Here is a 22132-nt window from a genome sequence, read left to right as displayed (position 1 = left end):
CGGGCCGGAGTTCGACCGGTTGCAAAAGGCCTGGATGGCCGGGGTCGCTGCCACTGTCGGAGCCGGTGCCCACGTCATCGTCGATGACGTCTTCCTTGGCGGCGCTGGATCTCAACAGCGGTGGCGGGCCGTACTCGACGGACTGGACGTGCTGTGGGCCGGCGTCCGCTGCGATGCGGAGGTCGCCGCCGGTCGCGAGATCGCCCGCGGCGACCGGGTCCGTGGGATGGCCGCCGCACAGGCCCACCTGGTGCACCGGGGTGTGGTGTACGACGTGGAGGTCGATACCACCCACAACCCACACCGAGTCGATCGTGTGTGCCCAAACGATCGCGGCTCGGCTGTGAAGGGGCTAACCTGCCATGACGCAGCCGCCGTCGTGCACCCGCCGAGCACGGAGCGCGGACGGCGGCAAATCCGGACGCAGGTGACACCATCAAGGTGCGAAGCGTAGGTTCGGCACGTGCTGAAGGCGTCGGGACTGACTCTTACCACGGACATTGCGCGGCAAGTCAGGCAATGGCGAGCCGAAGGCTACACATGGCGTGCGATCGCTGCAGCCGCCGACCAGGCATGGGGCACCGAGTCCCGAGGCAACCAGCTTAGGTCACGGTCGGTCACTGACAAGCCGACCACGTCACGTCGTCATCGCGGCAGATGATCGCGGGCGTCCTCGTACTACTGAACCAGGCGCCGAACCTCGTACGGCCCGGGCGCTTCGTCGCTGCGAACGGCGCGGGCCATGTCTCAACTAAGCCTAGATTGGTGCGGCCGACCTGGCGGCCTGCTCGATCTTCGCGCAGTAGGCTGCACGGGCTTCCTCGTCGATCTGCTTCTCGTGTTCGGCGCGCAACCCGGTTCGCCCGTCGAGGCCCTCGCGCAGGATATCGGCGTGCCCGGCATGCCGGATGGACTCGCCGAGGACATGGACCATGATGGCGAACAGGTTCGTGTCTGCATAAGGCTCCGGCCACCACGGCACGTGGCCGGGGGCGTCGAGGGGAAGCTCGTTGATCGTCGCGTCCGAGTGTTCCCACGTACGCCGGTAGAACGCGATGATCTGATCGCGGGTCTCGTCCTCAGGCGCCCACAGATCGTTGCCGTTGGAGTCCTGCCACCGGGGCAGCGGTTCCGGGGAAGGGCGGTCGAAGACCTCGCCGAAGTACCTGGCCTCGACGGTGGCCACGTGTTTGACCAGGCCGATGAGGTTGGTCCCGGTCACTGTCAAAGGTCGGCGGGCGTCGTATTCGGACAAGCCGTCGAGTTTCCAGAGCAGCGCCTTACGGTCCCGCCGCAGTCTCCCGTGCAGGTTGGTCTTCGCGAATTCGTCGATCATGCGGCATGAGCCTGCCATGCCTGGGCTGCTCGTGGTCCCACCGGCGCTCACGCCGGCAGCGCTTAGCCACACCAGCGACCGAACTCGGAACACTGCGTCTTCAGCTCTGCCGTCGGCGGTCACGTACGGTGAAGCCCAATCGGCGGCATGTCCGTGCGTTGTTGCGAAGATCGAGTGGGCAGGGCGTCCTCGATGTAGAGTCGAATGACTCGTCGCGTCTCAGGCGTTGGCGGGCTGGTACTCCAAGCCGTCGGCGCGGGGCATCAGGACCGCGGCATACCGCTGATCGCCGCTGATGCCGCAGTCCTCATCGACTTCGAAACCGATGAGCGCGCGGTGGAACGGCACCTCGCCGTATACGGCAATCGCGACGTCGGCCAGCCACCGGTCGAGCGTGCTACGCCACGTCAACGATTCCACGCCGCTGGATTCGTCGAAGGGGTAGCCGCCGATGCGGCGGTCGACTCGGGCCAACGCGCCCAGCGGTAGGTAAAGCTCCAAGGTATCCAGGCCTTCGTACCGGGATAGGAAACCACCGCAGACGACGCGGGCGCCCGAGGGCAGCGTCAGCGTCCCGCGCAAGTGACCATGTGCGTGGAGGGCTGCCACGCCAAGCTCGACCGCCGCGAATCCGGTCCCGTCGGCTCGACGAACATGGCAACCCTGAACGCCGACAGCGCGCCACAGGGACCGTAGGGCCCGGTCGACGTTGTCATCGTCAGCTGCGCCGAGAACCAGGCAGAGTTCGTAGAAGCCACCCGTCCAGTTCTCCTGGTCGTCCATGTCGTCCGCGCTCCTCACCGCAACACGATCGCCGATTCGGCCGCAGACGTCACCCTGGTTACTCCTGCCTTACGCGTCGCGGCAGAAGAGGGCGCGCCGACGCTGACAGCTGTGAACTCTGTGGCATGAACGTTGGACGAAACGTGAAGATGCGTCCGTGGCCTGTAATCCGTTGCTTGCTCGGGCTCGGGAGGTATGGCTTGAGATGGCTGGCGTTCCGTGGCCTTTGCCGCTGACGGTGGCACACCGAGCTTCTCGAGGATGTGGTGTTGGTGGGACTGGCTTCAGCGGGACCATCGCCGGAGAGGTTCCGGCGGGAAGTCGGGAAAGTGGTCCTCGCGCAGCTGTGCGAGTTCGGCCCGTCGTGCGGCGAGTTGCCGTCGCGCCTCCGCCAGCTCGGCGTCCTCCGCTGCCTTCGGGCCGTCTTGGTCGGGGCGCAGCGTCGACCACAGACCGAATGCGCTGAGCATGAAGAGGACCAGACCTCCGCCCGCTGGCAGCAGCAACCAGGGGTCCGGCTCCCAGGCGGAGGTGGCGCTTGGCCCCACCACCTTGACCCCGATCGCGCCGTTAGGACGGGCGTAGAGCAAAGGACGGATGCGTACCCGGTCGATGCGGACGCTGCCGTCCTCTGCGGTGAAGGGGCCCGAACACGCCCAGCCGTCCCGCTTGCTGCCGGACTCGAAGTGGCAGTCACTGACCGCGACGTGCCCTGGCACCCCAGCGACGAACGCGTAGCCTCGCTCAGCCCCCATCACCATGAGGACCACCCCGAAGACCAGTACAAAGCCGCGGTAGGCGGCGGGCGGTAAACCCCGCACCGCATGCCTCCTGACGCGACTACCGACGAACCGATCGATGCCCGCAGGGTACTGACATCGATCAACGCTGCATCCGCCCGTGTCACATCGACTATTCGTGATGGATGTCAATCGGTCTTGTCGGTAAAGGATCCTCGATTGCCGCGCACTACTCGCTACGGGATCGTTGTCTCCCGCAGTCGCCAGTCGTTGCCCGCCCGGGGTGTTGATATGGCCCACGCTGAACAGGTTGGTGTCTACCCGGCCGCTGGCCAGCAGTTCGTCTCCGCCGTCGATGAGATCCTGCGTTAACAGGTGAGGAGTACGGCCGTGTCCGCGAGTAGGAAACGACCCCGCTGGGCCGAACTACCGGCGTCGGTTCGAGGGCGTATCGAAGGTCTGCTGGGTGGCGCCGTGGTGTTAAACGAGAGCTGTTCCGGTGGATTCTCGCCCGGCTTCGCCTCCCGGCTCACCCTGCGAGGTGGCCACCGGGCCTTCGTCAAGGCAGTGGACGCACAGCTGTGGCCGGTCGAGGCGTCGCATTACCGCGCCGAGGCTGGAGTGGCTGGGCGGCTGCCAGCGGGCCTGCCCGTGCCTCGACTACTGAACACGCACGACGACGGCCGGTGGGTGATTCTGGTTTTCGAGCATTTGGACGGTGTCGCACCGGGGCGACCGTGGACGGCACGGCAGATCCGTCTTGTCGTCACGCAGGCAGTCGCCTTCGCTCAGGCGGCCACACCGTCACCGATCGCGCTACCGCGCGACCACCCGCGACTCGGCGGCTGGGCTGACCTCGCCCTCGATACGTCCAGCATCTCCCGACTGCACACCGTCTCGACGTGGGCGGCGCACCATCTCGATCGACTGACCGCGATCGAGCAGCAAGGGCTGCACGCGGCACAGGGCGACTCACTAGTGCACTGCGACCTGTACCCGCACAACGTCCTGCTCAGCGGTGACCGCGTAATGTTCGTCGACTGGCCGCATGCCCGGCTCGGTGCGCCCGTCATCGACCTCATCGCGCTGCTGACCGGCATGGCAGCCGACGGCATCGATCCCGAACCGCACCTTCACGCAGCCTTGCCGGCTCTGAACTGCCCGCCGGCTTTCTTCGATGCGATCCTCGCAGCGCATACCGGCTTCCTGATGGCGGGCGCACTGGCACCGATGCCCACCGCGCTGGAAGCCATCGCCGAGGAGAAACTCCGCCTCGCAACAGCCGCAACCCAATGGCTAAGACACCGCTGCGCCACACGCGATAGCAATGCGCCGAACACCGTCAATCCGTAACAGCGTCGGCGCACTCACATGGCCGCTGACAAAGCACGGGTGCCGGCCGCCAGTGCGACCGACTCTGCTCCGATTGCCAGCTTCGGCCGAGAGTGCCGCTGACGCCGGATGGGGCGAAACCAGACGTCCTGGGTCGCGTCCGCACCCGGCTGAAGAAGAGCAGTGAGATCAACGCTGGCCGAGTAGTAGGCAGACGGCCGACGCACCGACTTTGAACCACGCGACCAAAACGCGAACCGGCACCGCGAGAACGTGTTTCCCCAGCCCACTGCACATCTGGCTGAGGTGGTTCGCGCACTGCCAACCAGGGGATCACGTTTGCCCAGGTCAAGGGCTATCGGTGGACCATACTTGGCAGAATCCGAGCCATATTTCCGCAGCTGAAGGGCCGATCGTAACGGTTACAGCGGTACGTAGACGCACGGTCTGATCCGCCCAGTCGTCGCGCCTGGGGCCAGCCACCTCGATCCACCATCACGAGGTGGCTGTCCTGCATACGAGGTCGCAGTGCGCGCAGGCGCCCGCCCTCGGGAAGAACACAAAGCCGCGCGCTCATGCCGATGTGCGTGCGCCCAGTCCGCCTCCGCGACCGGAACCGGAAGCACTCGGTGCGGTGTAGGCGACTGTGGCTACCTACGGGCCGGCGTGGCCACTACGATCTTCTCGCCTCTGGAGGTGAGCGTGCGAAGCCTGTACGACGAGATGCTGGCCGTCCTCGACGCGCCGCTTTCTTCTGTGATCGAGCCGCGGTCCCAGGTTCGAGTCGGTGCGGTCATCGGCCAATGGCACCTGCCCGAATCAGATCGCTCGGCGCTGCGGCTGTGGGGCCTGCCCGACGGACCGTTGCTGCGCCCGACGCCGCAAGCTGGCTCACGTCCCACGTTGACACCCAAAGTCGCCGGTGAGCCAGAACGTCGGCTCATCTCGGCAGACCACAGGCTGTATCTGCTGGGCGTCTTTGGCGCCGACTTTGATGCCAACCTCTCGATTCGAGTAGGGGCGGTCGCCGGCACCGGACGAGTCATGGGCATACGAGCACGGCCGATGACCACAGACGACCTCGCCGAACAGCTGCGCGCCTACCACCCGAACCTCTACCATCCGGCCGTCTGCTACTTCAACGCCTCGGTAGCGGCGTTCGTCGAGGTCGCCTGGCGCTGGCACGCGGCCGTCGAACTGCTCCGGGCACACCCCGATCCGCACTACACCGCGCCCCTCGAAGAGCACGAACAGCACCACGCCGAAGTGGAACGATCCTGCGCGACTTTCCTGACCCGAATGACGTCGCTTGACCCCACGCTAGGCGACCGCGACCTCGGGTCGTTGTGGGTGGAGACCATCACCGACGACCTTTGAACCATCTGGGCGAGTACCCTGGCGCCAGCTCGGAACGGCCGCACATTGCCGATGAGCGCGTGTCGATCTACCGAGCCTTTTCTCGCTCACAACGGCCGTGGTGATTACAAAGTGAGACGTCCTGGACGCTCATTGGCCATCCGGACAAAGCAGGCCGCCGAAGGTTATGGGGCAGGGTGCCTCCGTACGCCAGTCAAAATTGAGGTCACTCCTATCGGCAAGCTGCCGGAAGGCCTTTGAACAGCGCCGAATGAGTGAGACGCTTGCCGTACCAGATCTCCATGTACGGACCCGTGCAGTACGCCGGGATTTCGAGGTAGCCGTGTCGGATGTAGAGCGACCGTGCCTCGATCAGATCGATGCGGGTGTTGAGAACCATCTCCCTTGCACCCAGCACGTATGCATGGCGCTCCAGCGCTGTCAGCAGCAGGCGGGCACCCCCACGGCCGCGGAAGCCAGGCCGCACGTAGACGCGGGTGAGCTCAGCGCGTTCGTCGTCGAGCATCGAGAATCCACCACAAGCGGCCGGCTCCCCCGCATAACGTCCGACGATGAACTGACCCGTGGGTGGAGTGAGCAGTTCGGCACCGTCCCCGGCCATCCCATGGTCGATCTCCTCGGCAGTCACGGGCCGCCTCAGGTAGCGGCCGGCGACTTCGGCGTAGTAGTCACGACGAAGAGCGCAGGCATCGGTTGAGTCGAAGGCTTCGGCGACCACGGACCAAGACGTCACCACGCTTCTCTACCCCGCCTGCCCGCGCCGTGGCTACCGGATTTCGCCGCCCTCTTCTGGCACCGCCGATCGCGCGTCGTGGTGAGCGACGGACGTGCGGTCGTCTCGATGGGATCCAGGGATGGCTTCTGCCTATAGCCTGGATCGGACCAGCGCGTCTGCGCTGGAGCACGTAGGCGAGTCGTCGATAAGCTGCGCTCTCTGGGTGTTGGAGAGTGAGAGCGTGCGGCGGAAGGTAGCTGTCATCGCGGAGCCCGGCGTGCTCGACGCCTGGGGCGCCGCAATGCTGTTCGGCGAGGCCATGGGACTGCAGGCGTATAACGTCGGGAACCTCTGCCGAGCGGCAGTGCAGGGCGGCTCGGAATGGGGCCAGCGGTTCGCGGGTCACATGCAGGCCGGCGAGTTGGTACCAGACGAGGTGCTGGCCGAGTTCGTCGCGGACACGCTGGCACGGTCGCCCGGCTACTGGGTCCTGTTCGGCTACCCACGGACCATTCGTCACGCCGAACTGCTGGCCGAACACGGCCATGCACCAGACATTGTCATCCAGGTGATGCTCGACGAGGACCGCATCGACCAAGACTGGCGGCTGGCCGCAAGACGCGAACAGTTCCCGCAGATTCTCGCCGACCACCGGCTGCACACGGCTCCAGTAAGGGCGTTTTATCACGCCTCTGACGCATTTCACGTACTGCAGCAGTCCGCATCGGTCGAGGAACTCGCTGCCAATCTGCAGGCAATCGTGGTCAGCACCGGCAAGTAAGCCATCAGGTCCAAGCCGGTGTACTGATCTGCCGCCGATCGGACACTACCCGGCGTGACGAAGATCGTGGATGCCCTGCGTCCGATCGTGCCGAGTGGCGGAGGCCGTACAGCTACAGGTGCCCGGTGTCGTTGAAGCTGATTAAGGTCGGCGGCCGATCGGAATTCCACTGCACGATGGTGATCGCGCAGTTGGCCTGGTTGAGGCCGATCCAGCGCCACACCGGAGCCTCAAGCATATGGCGGACGAACCACCCAATCACGAAGTTATGCGTGATCAGCAGCTCGTGCCGGTCCTTGTCGCCGGTGACACCGAGGTGTTCGACAGCGGCCTGCAGGGCCGACGCGTCTTCGTCGCGCTCGTCGTCGGGCACGCCATCCAGCCAGGCAAGCCACCGGTCCGGATATCGGCCACGCTGTCCTGCGGAGGGCACCGGAGTGCGGTCCGCCATGAGGTCGCACGCGTGTCTCGGCACCTGCGGGAGATGGCCGGCGACGACCTCGGCGGTCTGAACCGCACGGGCCAACGGGCTGTAGTGAATCATCGAAAAGGGCACTGTACGGAGCCATCGGCCCAGCCGGTCCGCCTGCTCGCGACCGAGTTGTGAAAGACCTCCGTCCAGGGCGTGAGCGGACGCAGGATCCTGTTCGCCGTGGCGGACGAGGTACAGCCGTGTACGAGCCATCGACACGCACCCTCCCGTCTTGCTCGGCGATGAGCACGATAGATCAAAAAAGCACGGATGACCCGGCCCAGAACAAGGCCGGTTCACTCTGCCGCCGCCGACTGGCTGTCATGTGGCGTGACAGACGCGCGATCTGGCATGAGCGCCTACCCGTCTCCCATCACGCCTCTGGTTGTTGGATCAGCGATTCTTGACCCGTCCGACCTGGGCGTGCAGTGCGGTCCGGCAGGCCGGCCATTCCGAATTGATGATCGAGTACATGGCAGAGTCTCGCAGCAGGCCCACCTCGCCCGGTGCCCAAGACCGCGACCAGCACCGTAGGACACCTTCGAGCCGGGCCCCCGTACGCTCGATCGCTTTGCGGGAGACCGTGTTGCGGGCATCGGTTTTGAGGTCGACGCGGGCCACGTTCCACACCTCGAACGCGTTCGCGAAGAGCAGGAGTTTCGCCTCCGTGTTCACTCCAGTGCGCTGCGCCGACGCTGCCAGCCAGGTGAAGCCCACCTCCACCGCGTAGGGCGCATCGCGGTCGGGCAAGAACCGGGGATCCCAGTAGGCCGTGGCGCCGACGGCGCGTCCACTGGCCTTTGCCACCTGCGCGTACGGCATCAGCCTTCCCTGAGTCGCCCGGTTCAACTGTGCGTCGATGTAATCGCTGACCCCGGCGGCGGTGGGCACCCACGTGAAGCGGTATGAAGTTCGGTCCTCTTCGGCCGCTGCGGCGAGGTCGGCGGCGTGCCGGTGATCCAATGGCTCCAGCCGAACGAGATCGCCGTCAAGAACATGGGCGCTACGCGTCATGGGGAATGGCATGGTCTCTCCGTCCGCGGCTTGCCCGATGCGATGCGCAGCGAGCCAGGTCATCACCCGGGGCACCCCACCCACGAGACGGAGGGTTGCCAGCCAGCAAGCCGGGGCTTCGCGCTGGCGCTCATGACCTGGAACCACCCTAACAAGCGGCACAACCGCACCGTGACCCCGAAACAAGCGCGCGACGCCACTGCCTTCGCCGTCACCGGGCCGATACGACTTGGTCGTCCCACGGATCGCCCAGATCGAATCCGCGCCGCAGTGCCTCGCAAGATTCGATGCACGCTCATGCCGCGTAGCGCTCGTGATCGAGGCGGATCAGGGTAGGTGCTGGCGGCCGGTCGTGGCCGATGAGCGCGCGTGCCGACCGAGTGCTCGTACGCGTATCGGACGATGCGGTTTATGGCTGCGAGCGTTCGGCGCCATGTGGACCGAGGAGCTCGTGGCCGGGCGGCCGGCTTGGCGCCGCGTTGAACCGCCCCCGAACTTGTAGACACTTGCGGAAACGTGAACTTGCAGGTCACGGCGGGCGCACTTGAGTGCCCTTGGGGCGCTGTTCAGGTCGGAGGCGTCGAACCGGAAGACCGTCCCCGGGTCCTGGAGGAGTTCCACCGACTGCCGGTCGAGCGGACTGACGACGTTCGCGACGTCGAGTTTCTGGTGGGCCGAGATCCAGTTGCCCAGCTTCGCCCGGCTGTTGACGAAGTGGCCGCTGGCCAGGTACGCGCGGACGGGCGTCGACCTCGGGGCGGCCGTCGAACGCAGCGACGAAGTGCCCGGCGCCGAGGACCGGCCGTTCGGCATCGGGACGATCCGTCGGCAGGTAGAACGCGAAGACGTCACCTTCCTGCGCCACCGTCGTACCGGCCGGCCAGAGGTTGGCGTAGAACGAGCCCTGGCGGTGCAACGCGCACTCTCCGTCCCGGATCGGCCAGCCGCCCTCCTGGTACCCGGTGGTGGCGATCGACGCCACGTCACCGAATCCGCCGTTGACGTACCGGTCGTCGCGTAGCACCGAACTGACCCGCTCGACGGCGTCGACCACCGCCGGACCGTCGAACGGGATCGTGTGGGCGATCCATCGGTCGTATGTCTCCGGACCATGCATACGCAGCAGCACGTCCTCGACCCAGTCGGTCAGTGGCCAGCCGGTCGCCACCCCCCCGACTCGATGCCGGCGCACCACGGCTCGATCCCGCTGGCCGCGATGGTGTCGCTCAGCGCGACCAGTTCCGCCCAGGTGCCCGGCACCTGCCAACCGGCGTCCCGGAACATCTTCGGCGAGTACCAGACGAGGCTCTTCACGTTCGCGTCGAGCGGGGTGGCGTACAGGGTGCCGTCGAACGTGCCGTAACCGAGCCAGGTCTCGGAGAAGTCGCGTTTGGCCGCGGCGTGTGCCCGGCCCTTCAGCGGGAGCACCTCCGCGTCCCGGGCGAAGGTTCCTATGAGCCCGGGCTGCGGAAAGAAGGCGACGTCGGGGGCGTGGCCCTCCGCCACGCGGCGACCGATTTCGGTCTCGAAGTCGGCGCTGCCCTCGTAGTCGATCCGGACGCCGGTGCAGTCCACGAAGTCCTGCCAGGCTTGTTGCAGCAGGTCGGCCTCCACGCCGCGGATCGGGGTGTACGTGCAGCTGGCGGGCCGGCTGCGACCTCCGGTGCAAGCCAACGGCGACAACCGCCGCCACCACGTCTCCGACGGTGATCAGGAATCGACTGACCGTGACCACGGTGACTGCCTCGGTCACGGACAGGACCGGGAGCAACGCGAAGCCGAGCACGAGTTCCCGTGCGCCGAGACCTCCCGGTACGACGAAGAAGACCAACCCGGCTGCGGCGGCCAACGCGAAGCCGCCCACCGCGGCCGCCGGTGACACCGGCCCGAAGGCGCCGGCCAGCACCGCGACGTGCAGGCCCGTCACCGCCCATGCCAGCACCAGCCAGGCGGGAGCCCTGGCCCTGCTGTCGCTGGTGATCGCCGTTGGCGTCACGCTGCTCGACGCACCGGCGCAGGCGATCTGGCCGATCGCCGGCTACCTGATCGTCAACATCGCCTACAGCGCCTGGCTCAAGCATGTACCGCTGATCGACGTCTTCCTGGTAGCGAGCGGGTTCGTGCTACGCCTGCTAGCCGGCGTCCTAGCCATCTCGGCCTCGTTGTCGGGCTGGTTGGTGCTCTCCATCTTCTGCATCTGCCTGCTGTTCGGCATCGGCAAGCGCCGGCACGAGCTCGTGGTGCTGGGCTCGTCCTCGCAGCAGCACCGGCCGTCCCTGGCGGCGTACTCGGTGCAGCTGCTGGACTACCTCGCCCTGTTGAGCGCAGGCATCGGCCTGATGTCGTTCATGTCGTACCTCACCACGGCGACGGTGGTGGACACCTTCGGCCGCCTGACGCTGACGCTCTCCGCGCCGTTCATGCTCTTCGCCACGTTCCGCTATCTCCAGCTCATCGTCGTGCACCGGACCGGCGGCAATCCGGCCCGGTTACTCGTGCGCGACCGGCTGCTCGTCGTCAACTGCGCCATCTGGAGCGCCGGCCTGCTGGTGGCCTACCTCGCGGCCTAGTCCCGCCCGCGGCACCGACCGTGGCCGTGCCGGGACGTCCAAGGAGGAGAAACCCGTGAACATCGGTTCCACGTTCGACCTGACAGTCGTTCTCAACTACTACGCGCCCTACGTCAGCGGGCTCACCGAGGTGGCCCGGATCATCGCCGAGGGAATGGCGGCCCGTGGGCACCGCGTCGCCGTGGTGACCTCCCGGCACGATTCGGCACTGCCCGCCCGGGAGAACCGCAACGGGGTAGAGGTTGTCCGGGCACCGGTGCTGGCCCGCCTCGGCCGGGGCGTCGTCAGCCCGGCACTCCCGCTGCTGGCGGCCCGGGTCGGGCGCCGGTCCCGTGTGGTCAACCTCCACCTGCCGATGCTGGAGGGGGGGCCGATCGCCCAGCTCTGCGGCGACACACCCGTCGTGTCCACGTACCACATCGACGTGTGGATCCCGCCCAGCCTGCTGCGGAAAGTACAGATCGGCGGGGTCAACCGCTCCGCCCGGGCCGCCCTGCGCCGCTCGGCCGCGGTCGTCGTCAACAGCGCGGACCAGGCTCGACACTCCGCCCTGTGGCCGGACATCCAACGCGCTGACTGGTCCGCGATCCCGGCGCCCTGTCTGGACCGGACCGGCGGCCAGCCAGCGTTCCGGGACGGCAGCGGACCCCATGTCGGTTTCATGGGCAGGATCGTGCCCGATAAGGGGCTCGAGTACCTGGTCCCCGCCTTCCGCCGGCTCGCCGACCCGGACGCCCGGCTGCTGATCGCAGGCGAGTACCGCTCCGTCGCGGGCGGCGGCATCATCGAGCAGGTACGCCGGGCCGCTGGGGACGACCCCCGCATCCGCGTCCTCGGCCCGTTGAGCGCAACGGCGATCAACGACTTCTACGCCTCCATCGACGTGTTCGCCCTAACCTCGGTGGCGGAGTCGTTCGGCATCGTTCAGGCCGAAGCGATGCTCTGCGGCGTACCGGTGCTCTCCTCCGACCTGCCCGGCGGCCGGGTGCCGGTGACCGACACCGGATTCGGGTCACTGGTGCCGGTCGGCGACATCCCGGCCATCACCGCGGGTATCGAGGAACTGCTCGCCATGCCAGCGGACGTACGAGCGCGCGGGCAGCGGCGGGCCCGGGACCTGTACAGCGCTGGGGCTTCCCTGACCGCATACGAGAACCTCTTCGAGAAAGTGATGCGGCGACCCCGGGGCTGAGCGTCCGCCGCCGACCGGGCTTGCCCGCCGGCTCCTCCCGGCACGCCCTCACCCGGGCGGCGACCCGGCCACGGTCGCCGCCCGGTCAGATCGACGATCACCGCTCAGGCCGGCTCGATCGGATATTCGGAGCCACCGGACGGCGCTAGCGGGAGTCCACAGTGGCGCAGTTGACCCAACTCGCCCGGCACGGACCCGGCTCCCGGGGTCGGAGCTGGCCACCGGCGGCCGAGTCGGTGAGGGTGCCCGGTCACTCCGTGTCGATGCTGATCGGAGAGGTCGTGGCTATCTGGTGATGAGTTCGCGTTCGAGTTCAACGATGGGGTCGATGGTGGTGTCGTAGTTGCTGAGGACGATGGAGACCCAGTTCAGGTCGGGGTAGATGTCTAGGCGGTTGGCTGCGCCGGGCCCGCTACCCGAGTGCCCGAGGATGCGTCGGTTGTTGAGGATCGCGTTCAGGTAGCCGTAGCCGTAGAACTCGGCCTGGCTTGGTAGCTGCGACGGTGGTAGGGCCTGTTTCCCGCTGGTGATGAGATCAACGAATGCGGGGTTGAGCAGTTTGCCGGTGGTCAGCGCACCGGCGAAGGCGAGCAGGTCGGTTACGGTGGAGTAGGCGCCGCCGGCCGGTCCCGTGCTGAACGGTGCGTAGGGGCTGGTGGCGAAGTCGGCGCGGGTGCCGTCGCGTTGGGTCCAGTAGGGCCGGGCGATGGCGTTGTTGGCCAGCACCTGGGGGCGGCTGTAGAAGTCGGTGCGGGTCATGCCTGCGGGGGCGAAGACGTGCTGGCGGATGTAGTCGAAGTACGACTGTCCGGCCGCTCGTGCCACGATCGCGCCAAGGAGGAAGAAGCCGTCGTTGCTGTAGGCGTACCGGGTGCCGGGGGCGAACTGCAGCGGTGTCTGTCGGAGGAGTGTGAGGGTGCCGTCCATCACCTCGTCGAAGCTGTTCCAGTCGAGTCCGGGTGGGGTGCCGCCGCCGACGGCGGGCCGGCCGACCCCGGAGGTGTGGGTGAGCAGTTGGTGGACGGTGACCGTGCTGGCGACCTCGGTCGGGAAGCCGTCGATGTGGGCGCCGACGGTGTCGTGAAAGGCCAGCCTGCCCAGTTGGGCCAGTTGGGCGATCGCGAGTGCGGTGAAGGTTTTGGTGATCGATGCGAGCCAGAAGACGGTGTCGGACCGGTTCGGATTGGACTGGTCTTTGTTGGCCATGCCGTGGGAGCGCGCCAGCACGGGTTGACCGTGGTGCGCGATGAGCACGGTTCCGGAGAAGGCGTCCTGTGCGGCCCGTTGGGCCACAAACCGGTCGTATGCGCCGCGTCGGCGTAGGTCCTTTGGCGGTGCGGCGTTGGCCGCCCCGGGTGTGATCATCAGGGTGGTGCTGGCCAGTGAGGCGGCACCCAGCGCGCCGAGGACGGTTCGCCGGGTCGTGGGGCGGGTCATCGCGGGCTCCTTGCGAGGGTTTCGTAGACGGCGGTGGCGATCTCGGCCATCGCTTCCTGGGCCTGGCCGTCTAGGGCGCGGACGGTCTCGAACGTGGTTTCCTGTCTCATGAACTGGGCGAAGGTGAGCCATCGGCGGTCCGGCAGCTCGATGTACCCGGCGAGGGCCTTGTGGAGCATGGCGCCGCCGGTCGGGGTGGCCAGACCGCCGGTTCCGGTCTTGGCATAGACATGGCCCGCCGCCGGGGAGTTCGGCTGGTTGCCGGCGAGGCTGCCGTCGCGGCCCATGATGGGCAGCGCCTGCCGGTACCGTGCGAAGTACGGCCGCCGCTTGAGGTGGGTCAGGAACCGGATGAAGGTGTCCGCGGTGTAGGCACCGTCGGCGGCTCCGGCCGGATCGGAATCGAGACCGGCCGCACGGAACAGCCGGCGCCGGTACTGCTCGTAGGTCGCCTTCGGGGTGATGCTGTCGCGGCCCGCCACCGCGCCCACCAGGTACGGGAACGTGACAGTGTGCACGTTGGAGCTGACCTTGAGCATGACCTTCACCTGTTCTGACAGCGGCGGCGACACGTGCTCGGCGACTCGGGCACCCCGCCACCCGGCCAGGGCCGCCTCGATCCCGCCCGCGATCGGTACGTCCAGGGCGTGCAGAGCTTCGGCGAGCACGGTCCCCGCGAACCGGGTCGGGTTCGGCACGAAGTACGCCACGTATCGTGGTTGACTGCCCAGCGCGATGTCGCCGGTGACGGCCACGGTGCGGCTGCCGTCGGGACTCACGACGTCGTCGCCGAAGGTGAGGGGCCGCGCCGGGCCGGACGCAGGCACCGTGGTCACCTGACTGACAAAGCGCACGTAGCCGGTCTGCGGGGACGCCCGCACCACACCGGCGGCACCGGCACCGCCGCCGGGGGTCACAACGGCGTGCACGACGTGGTCGCCGACCATCATCGGCGACACCGTGATCTTGGTGTCGCCGATGGCGATTCCCTCCCGCGCCTCGCGGAACAGCGACGCGTCCACCAGGATCCGACCTTCGACGCGCCGGATGCCAGCCGCGACGACCTGGCCGGCCAGGTGGCGGATCTCCCCCAGCGGGTCCGGCAACGGGACCCCGCCCAGGTTGGTCGGGTCCGGGTCCGGCAGGTCCAGCGTGCCGTCGGGTCGTCGCCGACCTGACAGCAGCAGGTCGCCACCGGCCACCAGCACCAGATCACCGCGAAGGACGCCGCGCACGACCGGTCCAGTCCGGTAGACCCGGGTGTGGAAGCGGCGGTCGGGGCCGAGCGCCTCGAACGCGGTACCGGCGATGAAGACCTTGAACGACGAGGCGGCCACGAACAACTCGTCCGGGCGCAACGCGTACACGATGTGGCCGGTGTCGGCGGCGGTGAACGCCATGCCCCAGTGCGAGCCGGCGAACACGGGCCGCTCGATGATCCCCTGGATCCTCGATGCCAGCCCCGACCCGGTCGGCGTGCTGTCCGTGGAGGCGGCGGAGGCCGCTGCACCGGACGTGAGCACCCCGCCGGCAGCGAGCGGGACGGCGCCCAGCATGCCGAGCACGGCTCTCCTGGATGGCTGTGCCATCGAATCTCCTTCTGTAGGCAACAGCGCCAACTTCTACCGGCGGGCGGATATCGGGAGCCGATGACCGGGCCATACACAATCCATATGTCCCTGCTGGGAGACTGTGCCGTGCGCGTGTTGCTGGTCGAAGACGAACAGCCGCTGGCTGGTTACATCGCCGCCGGGCTACGCAAGCACGGCTGCGCCGTGGACGTCGCCATGGACGGTCAGACCGCCCTCGAAAAGCTCGACCTCACCCCATACGACGTCGTCGTGCTGGACCGGGACCTGCCAGTAGTCCACGGGGACACCGTCTGCCGGCGGCTGGCCGAACGCGGCACCTCGCGCATTCTCATGCTCACAGCCTCCGGCGCGGTCGAGGACCGCGTGGACGGACTCACCCTCGGAGCCGACGACTACCTGGGCAAGCCGTTCGCGTTCACCGAACTCATCGCCCGGGTACGGGCCCTGGCCAGACGCACCGCCACCGCCCACCCACCGGTACTACGCGCCGCCGACCTGCTGCTCGACCCCGCCCGTCGCACCGCCGAACGCGCCGGCCGGCTGCTGCACCTGACCCCGAAGGAGTTCGGCATGTTGGAACAGCTCCTCGCTGCCGGCGGTGCCGTGGTCAGCGCCGAAACCCTGTTGGAGAAGGTATGGGACGAACACGCCAACCCGTTCACCAACGCCGTCCGGATCACCGTGGGTACGCTGCGCCGCAAGCTCGGTGAGCCGCCGCTCATCGAAACCGTGACCGCCGCCGGCTACCGGATTCGAACATGACCGTCCGGCTTAGCGCCCGCAGCCGGCTCACCCTGCTGCACACCGGCATCGTCCTCGCCGCCGGTATCGTGCTGGTCACGCTCACCTACGTGCTGATGCGCCGCAACCTCGACGACCAGCCGAGAATGCTCGCCATCCTCGGTTCACCGGACACCCCGTCGCCGATCCCGGCTGACGGCGCCGCAGCACTGGAGACCGTCGACCGGTTGCACGCCGAGACGCTCGCCCAACTGTTGACTCAGTCACTCGTCGCGTTCGCGACAGTCACCGTGCTGACGGCTGTGTTCGGCTGGCTGCTGGCCGGACGGGTACTGCGGCCGATCCGCGCCATATCCGCCACCGCCCGACGGCTTTCCGCGGAGAATCTCTCCGAACGGGTACCGGTCACCGCACCCGCCGACGAACTCGCCACGTTGGCCCAAACCGTCAACGGCATGCTCGACCGCATCCAGTCGGGCATGGCCGAAAGGGACAAGCTGCTGCACAGCCTCCGCATGTTCGTCGCCAATGCCGCCCACGAGCTGCGTACCCCTCTGACCACCATGCGCACCGCCATCGACGTGACCCTCGACGGTCAACCCAGCACCGAAGAACTCCTCGTCATGGCCGGCGACGTCCGAACCGCGGTCGAGCACAGCCAACGCACCCTCGACGGCCTGCTCACCCTGGCCCGCAGCCACACCGGACCCAGCAGACGACACCAGATCGACCTCGCCGACGTCGTGGCCGGGATCGCCGACGCGGCACGGGAACAGACGGAAAAACTCCACATCGAGCTGCGCACCGACCTACGCTCCTCCCCAATCGTCGGTGATCCGGTCCTGGTCGATCGCATGGTCAGCAACCTCGTCGACAACGCGATCCGCTACAACGAAACAGGCGGCACTATCGCCATCACCACCGACACCGCGGCGCAACACGCCCACCTGCACATCGCCAACACCGGCCAACGCATCGACCCCGACACAGCGGACCAGCTCTTCGAACCCTTCGTCCGAGGAACAACCAACCAGCCACGAACCGACAGCGGAGCCGGCCTCGGCCTGTCCATCGTGCGCGCTGTCGTCGACGCCCATCACGGGCAACTCTCCAGCAACGCACGCCCGACCGGTGGGCTGGACATCGCCATCCGCTTCCCACGCCACTCCGACAATTAGCAACTGACGCCGGTCCTCGCCGACATCCGCCGCATGCCATGCATAAGGCCAACGGGTGAGACCGGTTCTTGGTTCGCCGAGTCTCCCCTCGGGCACCTTCATGCAGCCAATGGTGGGGCTCCGGTCATCCGGGTCGACGATCGACGCGTTGTCCGGCTCATCGAAGCCGGACTCCTTGACATAGCCGCTCCCACGGACGACCGCCGCGGCTCGTACGCCTGACATCATTGGTTACCAGATCCCAGCCAGCCCCGCGACGGCTCCCGAAGCCCTCGGCAGCGCGCACTCACCACGCTGTGCGAACCACCCAAAAGCGCGGCCTGACCAGCGGCTTCACCGCCTCCGCAGGCCGCGTTTGGGTACGCGTTCGGGTGGGCGATACTGGGATCGAACCAGTGACCTCTTCGGTGTGAACTCTCGGCACGCCGGCCGGATCGGGCTTGATACGAGGTCATCCGGCCTGGTGACGCCCGTTCCGGTCGGGTCCGGTCGGCACGGTTGCTGTACTTCGCTGCTGCACTTCCGACGGCTGTCGGGTCCATCCGATGAGGCGGCGGTGCAGCGCTCCGGCCGGCGCCCAGGGCATGTCCTCGGCCGCCTGCACGAGATAGCCACCGAGGTAGAGGACCAGCGATACCGGCGCATCCGCGTACTCCGCGCGTAGCTCCCGCCGTCGGGTCGGGCACGGCCAGGGCAGGTCGCAGCCCCCGCAGCTCCAGATCGGCAAAACCGGGCCGTGAGTGGTCACCGCACACCGCCCAGGAACCGGGCGACGCTCGCGCGGGCCTGCCGGCTGGTCGCCCAGTCCACCTGCCAGCAGGGGTACGGCGACAGCCGCGACCACCACACCCGACAGCCGACGCACAAGCCGTCGAGCCCTCGGACATGCACCGCGAGGATCGTCCGCTCCGGCCCGCCGGTCACTGCTCGCCCTCCTGCGGCCAGTGCCCCCGGTTGATCGGTATCCGGTGCCGGGCACGACACGGCAGGTCGGCTCCGCACCGGCAGACGCGCCGCCAGAGCTGCCAGGACCAGACCGGCCGATGCCGTCGGGCGAACGTCAACGCGGTGGCCGACAGGTACTCGTCGTACGAGACGCGTCGCTCCCGCGACATCGACGCATCCTTGCCCGCCGCCGAATGCTGTTGTACGCCTCGCGCCTGGTCCAACAGCCGCCGCCGGGCGGCTTCCTGCTCCATCGTCTGGATGCGCTGGCCGAACCCCGATACCGCCGGTGGCGACGGGAAGTACCGGCTGACTATTCGCCGCAGGAGTCCAATAGCCACCGCCATCTGTCCGGCCCTCCCTCCCGAGGACACGGAGGGCCATCTGCTGATGTGCCTCGATCCGCGCCCGATGTAGAGGTCAAGCCTCACGCCGTGCGTGTTGTCGATCCAGAAGGTGACTGTCCGCTAACCAGGTGTGCTGTCCGCTGGTGGTCGACGTCCAGGGGCGTACTCGATGCACAGGTCACGCAATGTCGCGGCCTCTGGTGCCCCCGACTGCTCTACCTTCGCCAGCAACTCCGCAGCCCGCCACCAGTTCGACGGCACCACCCGCCCGGACGCCACCGCCTGCACCCCCAGCGCCACCGCCTCATCCGGCTGGCCGGCAGCGACCAGGGCAAGACCAAGGTCGAGACGTGCCGAAGCGGACCGGCGGGGCCGCGATCCCCCATCACCGTGTGGGTCCAGAACCGTCAACACCGCCCGCGCCACCTGCTCGGCACCGGGGTCACCTGCCCACGCCAGAGTCGTGGCCGTATACGCGGCGGCCTTCGCCGGGTCGTAGCGATAGTGATGCTCGGCGCGCTCGGGAACAGGCAGATTCGCCGTCAGCCGCTCAACCCGGTCCAACGCGCGCCGGGTCGCGCCGACGTCCCCGATCCGCGCCCAGGCACGAGCCTCCTGAGCCGTCGCCTGAATGCGGGCAGAGCTACCCTTCGGGGCGACCCGCTGAGCTTGATCGGAAAGATCGAGTGCGGTCCGGTAGTCACCTTGAGTCAACACGTCCCAGGCCCGGGTTTCGAGACACCATGCCTGGATCTCGGCGTGCTCGGCATGTTCGGCAAGATCACGAGCAGCTCGCAAGTGAGCAGCCGCAGCGGTCCGCTGCCGCAGATCGATGTGAACGGTCGCCCGCAGCACCGCCAGCCAGCCACCGGCAACCAACAGCCGACGCCGTTGGGCAAGCGTGACCCGTCCATCCAGCAACCGCCCCACATAGGCGAGGTGCCGCCGCACCAACGGTAGAAGGTCCGCCGGAGCCATCGTCGGATAGGAACTGGCAAGGTCGTCTACGCCCTGCTCGATCCGGTCGAGCATGTCTCTGCTCACGTCACTGGCGGCGACCCTCGCAAGTAGCTCGCCGGCCTCGGCGGCGTGGTCGACCGGCGCGTCCACCAGGCCAGCAAGCACGCCTCCCGCATCGAGAATGTGGTCCAGGTGGCGCGCCGTGTCCGATGTCGGAGCCTTCAGCCCTGTCTCCAACTCGTGCAGATGACTCTTACTCCGATGCGCGAGCTGCCCCAGAGAACGAAGCGACAGGCCACGCCGCTCCCGAAACTCACGCAGAGCTACACCGAAGCGCGGATCGACGGACGAGGCCATAACGCCGCTCCAAGCTCAACAGGCCAGGCGAACCCGCCCGGCCGCCACCCCATCGACCGTACCCTCAACGTCGCACGCCGTTGACCCCTCGCTTGTAAGTTCTGGGCGCATCGTCCGGCCGGGTCCGTCCGCGTCCGAGACCTCGGACGACTGTCCGCGCTCGGCCGTCCCCAGCTGCCCTCGTCCCGGCCGGTTGCTCTCACCATTGCTGTCGGCAGGCACCCGTGCGTATCGCCGCCGACGGCCCTGGGCCCAACGCGCATCGGCGAGACGAGATGCACCTGGCGGGCGCGTCCGGGTAGCGTCGCATGGCGTGGCAATTCGATGGTCATCCCTCCACGAGCAGCTGGGCGAAACCCCCCGAGCTCTCGATTACAGCCTCATCGAGTCAGCAGTCAATCAAGGGGTAGCTGAGACTGACGCCCTCGACTGGAAGAAGACTCTTCCCGGGAAGGACGAGGTACAGAGCTACGAGTTCGCCAAGGATCTAGCTGCGATGGCCAACACCCGGGGCGGCCTCATCGTGTACGGAGTCGCCGAGGAACGTGGAACCGGTAGAGCGAAAGAGATCCTCGGGGTCGAAGCCACCGAGCCCCAGCAGCGACGCCTACGAATGCTAGCGGCCACCCGCATCAACCCATTGGTGCCTGGATTGGAGTTGACCCCGCTCACCAGCCCGGACGGGGAGAAGTCAGTCCTGGTCCTCGCGGTGCCTCGAAGCCCCGACGCGCCGCACATCCTCGGTCAAGAGAACATGCTCAACAAACTCGGTGTCCCTTACCGGGCAGGCCCGGAAACTCAATGGATGCGCGAACGCGACATTGAGCGCGCCTACAGTGAGCGATTCAGCCGCCGTGAGGACGAGACCCACGGGCTGGCGGCACTAGTCGATGAGGTGAGAGATCAGCTTGAGAGTGACCAGCGGGCATGGATCGTTGCAGCGGCTCGGCCGCGGACCCCGCTGCCGACCGTCACCGCGCCACCAACCCGGGACGATGTAAGACCGATCTTGGAAACCGCGCTAAGACGAAGCAGTGAAGTCCTTCCCGGATCGCGGCTTCTGCTTATCAGGGAGCTGGGCAGTCTCGCCGTCAACAACCCAAGAGTGGGCCTCCGCCGCTGGGTCGTTCGCACCACCAGAAACGAGGAGCCAGACGCACTTTCCACGTTCGTGCACGTCGAGCTACACCACGACGGATCGGTCGTATTCGCTTGTGCACTGGAGGGCTGGTTCCAACCGGTACTCCCCGACAAGCACCATGTGCATCGACCTCTTGTCGAAAGCTTCGCTGCCGACTTCGCCGCGCTCGCCGAGACATACGCCCTGCGTATGGGTGGGCTGGGATCTCTGTCGTACCGGCTAGACCTGTCCCGGCAGGATCCGGCTCGACCGCTCACAGCCGTCGATTACGAGCGCTACGGCCCTATGGTTTCCTCACACATGGCGCTGATCTCCGGTTCGCGGGAAGTACGAAGGTTCATCCCTGTCGTCGGTGAAATGCCGACGGCCGGCGGTATGGAGACCCTCCGTGACACTGCGCGCACCGCCGCTGCCGACGTGCTTCACCAGTTCGGTGTGGGACACCTCGTCCACTTCAGCCAGCAGGAGCGGCTTGCCTAAAAGGACGGGCTGGGCAAGCACCAGTTCACCAACTACAGGTAAGGCGGCCCCCTACGGCCTGGTAACCGAGGCAGCCACACCATGTCACCTGGGCAAACATTGTCACCGTTGGTCGTCGTTGGTCGCTCACGATCGGCCTCCGACGGCCTGGTGACGGCCTAGACCCGGTCCTCGTCGACCCGCCCGAACCGGCGCGCCCGACCGCTCGGACCCCTCGCTAATCGCTCCGTCAGCGCCGGTTGCTGTCGCCGTTGCTGCCGACAGCTCGCCGGGCCATCAGCCTGCGTTCGCACGAAGCCGGTTGAAGGCTTCCGCGCGAATCTCGGCTATGAGCTCGTCGTTCGACTCCCTGTGCGGGCGGGTCGGCAAAGCATTGACCTCGGCGATAAGCCGCGCCTCCATGTCATCGAGCCCAAGCACCTCGGAGCCTTCGTCGGTCAGTGCCGATCTAATTCCCGCGGTCATCAGGTCGGCAGCAGCTTGAGCCCGCGGCACGCAGGTACGATCGTCCAGAGCGCCGCCACCCCATTCATCCTGCTGGTAGTTCCCTAAAGGACGTCTCGTAACTCGGTGGAGGCGTTGCCGGGTAACGATGTTGGTGTCATCCGGTGAGGATGATGTTGTGGAGGTGGGCGATGCCGG

Annotated in this window: 21 protein-coding genes, 1 pseudogene and 1 riboswitch; of the genes and pseudogenes, 9 read left to right on the top strand and 13 right to left on the bottom strand. The window is 67.3% G+C overall.

The window, feature by feature from the left end; translation table 11 throughout:
* Positions 1–34: 34 nt before the first annotated feature.
* Entirely contained in the window at positions 35–454 is a 420-nt protein-coding gene (locus ACFY2A_RS30185; protein ID WP_387176693.1) for a hypothetical protein, read from the top strand.
* Positions 455–757: 303 nt separating this feature from the next.
* Here the strand turns inward: ACFY2A_RS30185 and ACFY2A_RS30180 are convergent, their stop codons facing one another.
* From ACFY2A_RS30180 to ACFY2A_RS30170, 3 genes are all read right to left on the bottom strand, one after another.
* A complete protein-coding gene (locus ACFY2A_RS30180) occupies positions 758–1336 on the bottom strand; it encodes a DinB family protein (RefSeq protein WP_387176691.1) in 579 nt (192 codons plus the stop codon).
* Positions 1337–1555: 219 nt separating this feature from the next.
* Positions 1556–2119, bottom strand: a complete 564-nt coding sequence (locus tag ACFY2A_RS30175) for a hypothetical protein (RefSeq protein WP_387176687.1) — start codon at positions 2117–2119, stop codon at positions 1556–1558.
* A gap of 284 nt (positions 2120–2403) precedes the next feature.
* On the bottom strand, positions 2404–2940 hold the full coding sequence (locus tag ACFY2A_RS30170) for a hypothetical protein (RefSeq protein WP_387176685.1): 537 nt from the start codon (positions 2938–2940) through the stop codon (positions 2404–2406).
* A 393-nt stretch (positions 2941–3333) separates the two neighbouring features.
* On the opposite strand from ACFY2A_RS30170, the gene ACFY2A_RS30165 reads away from it, so the two are divergent.
* Both ACFY2A_RS30165 and ACFY2A_RS30160 read left to right on the top strand, forming a co-directional pair.
* On the top strand, positions 3334–4212 hold the full coding sequence (locus tag ACFY2A_RS30165; RefSeq protein ID WP_387176683.1) for a phosphotransferase: 879 nt from the start codon (positions 3334–3336) through the stop codon (positions 4210–4212).
* Between the two features lie 675 nt (positions 4213–4887).
* Positions 4888–5568, top strand: a complete 681-nt coding sequence (locus ACFY2A_RS30160) for an SUKH-4 family immunity protein (RefSeq protein ID WP_387176681.1) — start codon at positions 4888–4890, stop codon at positions 5566–5568.
* 211 nt (positions 5569–5779) lie between these two features.
* Here ACFY2A_RS30160 and ACFY2A_RS30155 read toward each other — a convergent pair whose 3' ends face one another.
* Positions 5780–6286, bottom strand: a complete 507-nt coding sequence (locus ACFY2A_RS30155) for a GNAT family N-acetyltransferase (RefSeq protein ID WP_387176679.1) — start codon at positions 6284–6286, stop codon at positions 5780–5782.
* A 274-nt stretch (positions 6287–6560) separates the two neighbouring features.
* Between ACFY2A_RS30155 and ACFY2A_RS30150 the strand changes: the two genes are divergently transcribed.
* Positions 6561–7064: a nucleoside monophosphate kinase gene (locus ACFY2A_RS30150; RefSeq protein ID WP_387176677.1), complete on the top strand. Its 504-nt coding sequence runs from the start codon at positions 6561–6563 to the stop codon at positions 7062–7064.
* A 112-nt stretch (positions 7065–7176) separates the two neighbouring features.
* Here the strand turns inward: ACFY2A_RS30150 and ACFY2A_RS30145 are convergent, their stop codons facing one another.
* From ACFY2A_RS30145 to ACFY2A_RS30130, 4 genes are all read right to left on the bottom strand, one after another.
* Entirely contained in the window at positions 7177–7749 is a 573-nt protein-coding gene (locus ACFY2A_RS30145; RefSeq protein WP_387176675.1) for a histidine phosphatase family protein, read from the bottom strand.
* Between the two features lie 180 nt (positions 7750–7929).
* Positions 7930–8613 carry a GNAT family N-acetyltransferase gene (locus tag ACFY2A_RS30140; RefSeq protein WP_387176689.1) on the bottom strand — a complete coding sequence of 228 codons (684 nt, stop codon included), beginning with the start codon at positions 8611–8613 and terminating at the stop codon, positions 7930–7932.
* Positions 8572–8688, bottom strand: a riboswitch (SAM riboswitch). (Overlaps the previous gene by 42 nt.)
* Positions 8689–9079: 391 nt before the next feature.
* On the bottom strand, positions 9080–9718 hold the full coding sequence (locus tag ACFY2A_RS30135) for a hypothetical protein (RefSeq protein WP_387176673.1): 639 nt from the start codon (positions 9716–9718) through the stop codon (positions 9080–9082).
* The gene (locus ACFY2A_RS30130; RefSeq protein WP_387176671.1) at positions 9697–10164 is read right to left on the bottom strand and encodes an ABC transporter substrate-binding protein; all 468 of its coding nucleotides are present in this window, start codon (positions 10162–10164) and stop codon (positions 9697–9699) included. Before ACFY2A_RS30130 ends, ACFY2A_RS30135 begins: the two co-directional genes overlap by 22 nt.
* A 122-nt stretch (positions 10165–10286) precedes the next feature.
* On the opposite strand from ACFY2A_RS30130, the gene ACFY2A_RS30125 reads away from it, so the two are divergent.
* Both ACFY2A_RS30125 and ACFY2A_RS30120 read left to right on the top strand, forming a co-directional pair.
* Positions 10287–11120 carry a hypothetical protein gene (locus ACFY2A_RS30125; protein WP_387176669.1) on the top strand — a complete coding sequence of 278 codons (834 nt, stop codon included), beginning with the start codon at positions 10287–10289 and terminating at the stop codon, positions 11118–11120.
* A gap of 55 nt (positions 11121–11175) precedes the next feature.
* Complete coding sequence (locus tag ACFY2A_RS30120) at positions 11176–12312, top strand: glycosyltransferase family 4 protein (RefSeq protein ID WP_387176667.1); 1137 nt, start codon at positions 11176–11178, stop codon at positions 12310–12312.
* A 285-nt stretch (positions 12313–12597) separates the two neighbouring features.
* Here the strand turns inward: ACFY2A_RS30120 and ACFY2A_RS30115 are convergent, their stop codons facing one another.
* Together ACFY2A_RS30115 and dacB are read right to left on the bottom strand one after the other, a co-directional pair.
* The gene (locus tag ACFY2A_RS30115; RefSeq protein ID WP_387176665.1) at positions 12598–13749 is read right to left on the bottom strand and encodes a serine hydrolase domain-containing protein; all 1152 of its coding nucleotides are present in this window, start codon (positions 13747–13749) and stop codon (positions 12598–12600) included.
* Complete coding sequence (gene dacB, locus ACFY2A_RS30110) at positions 13746–15338, bottom strand: D-alanyl-D-alanine carboxypeptidase/D-alanyl-D-alanine-endopeptidase (RefSeq protein ID WP_387176663.1); 1593 nt, start codon at positions 15336–15338, stop codon at positions 13746–13748. Before dacB ends, ACFY2A_RS30115 begins: the two co-directional genes overlap by 4 nt.
* Before the next feature lie 108 nt (positions 15339–15446).
* Between dacB and ACFY2A_RS30105 the strand changes: the two genes are divergently transcribed.
* Positions 15447–16103, top strand: a complete 657-nt coding sequence (locus ACFY2A_RS30105; protein ID WP_363917721.1) for a response regulator transcription factor — start codon at positions 15447–15449, stop codon at positions 16101–16103.
* Positions 16100–17260: a sensor histidine kinase gene (locus ACFY2A_RS30100; protein WP_387176661.1), complete on the top strand. Its 1161-nt coding sequence runs from the start codon at positions 16100–16102 to the stop codon at positions 17258–17260. The genes ACFY2A_RS30105 and ACFY2A_RS30100 overlap by 4 nt, the downstream gene beginning before the upstream one ends.
* 744 nt (positions 17261–18004) lie before the next feature.
* Here the strand turns inward: ACFY2A_RS30100 and ACFY2A_RS30095 are convergent.
* Positions 18005–18364, bottom strand: a pseudogene (locus tag ACFY2A_RS30095) (hypothetical protein); the annotation flags it as partial.
* Between the two features lie 308 nt (positions 18365–18672).
* A complete protein-coding gene (locus ACFY2A_RS30090) occupies positions 18673–19869 on the bottom strand; it encodes a multiprotein-bridging factor 1 family protein (RefSeq protein ID WP_387176659.1) in 1197 nt (398 codons plus the stop codon).
* A 313-nt stretch (positions 19870–20182) separates the two neighbouring features.
* On the opposite strand from ACFY2A_RS30090, the gene ACFY2A_RS30085 reads away from it, so the two are divergent.
* Complete coding sequence (locus ACFY2A_RS30085; protein WP_387176657.1) at positions 20183–21490, top strand: helix-turn-helix domain-containing protein; 1308 nt, start codon at positions 20183–20185, stop codon at positions 21488–21490.
* A gap of 276 nt (positions 21491–21766) precedes the next feature.
* Here the strand turns inward: ACFY2A_RS30085 and ACFY2A_RS30080 are convergent.
* Positions 21767–22132: hypothetical protein (locus tag ACFY2A_RS30080; protein WP_387176655.1), on the bottom strand; the 366-nt coding region annotated here is incomplete at its 5' end.

Source organism: Micromonospora sp. NPDC000442, from assembly GCF_042898635.1.
GTDB lineage: Bacteria > Actinomycetota > Actinomycetes > Mycobacteriales > Micromonosporaceae > Micromonospora.
The sequence above is the reverse complement of the archived record's forward strand: the minus strand, read 5'-3'. Positions and strand labels throughout refer to the sequence as shown.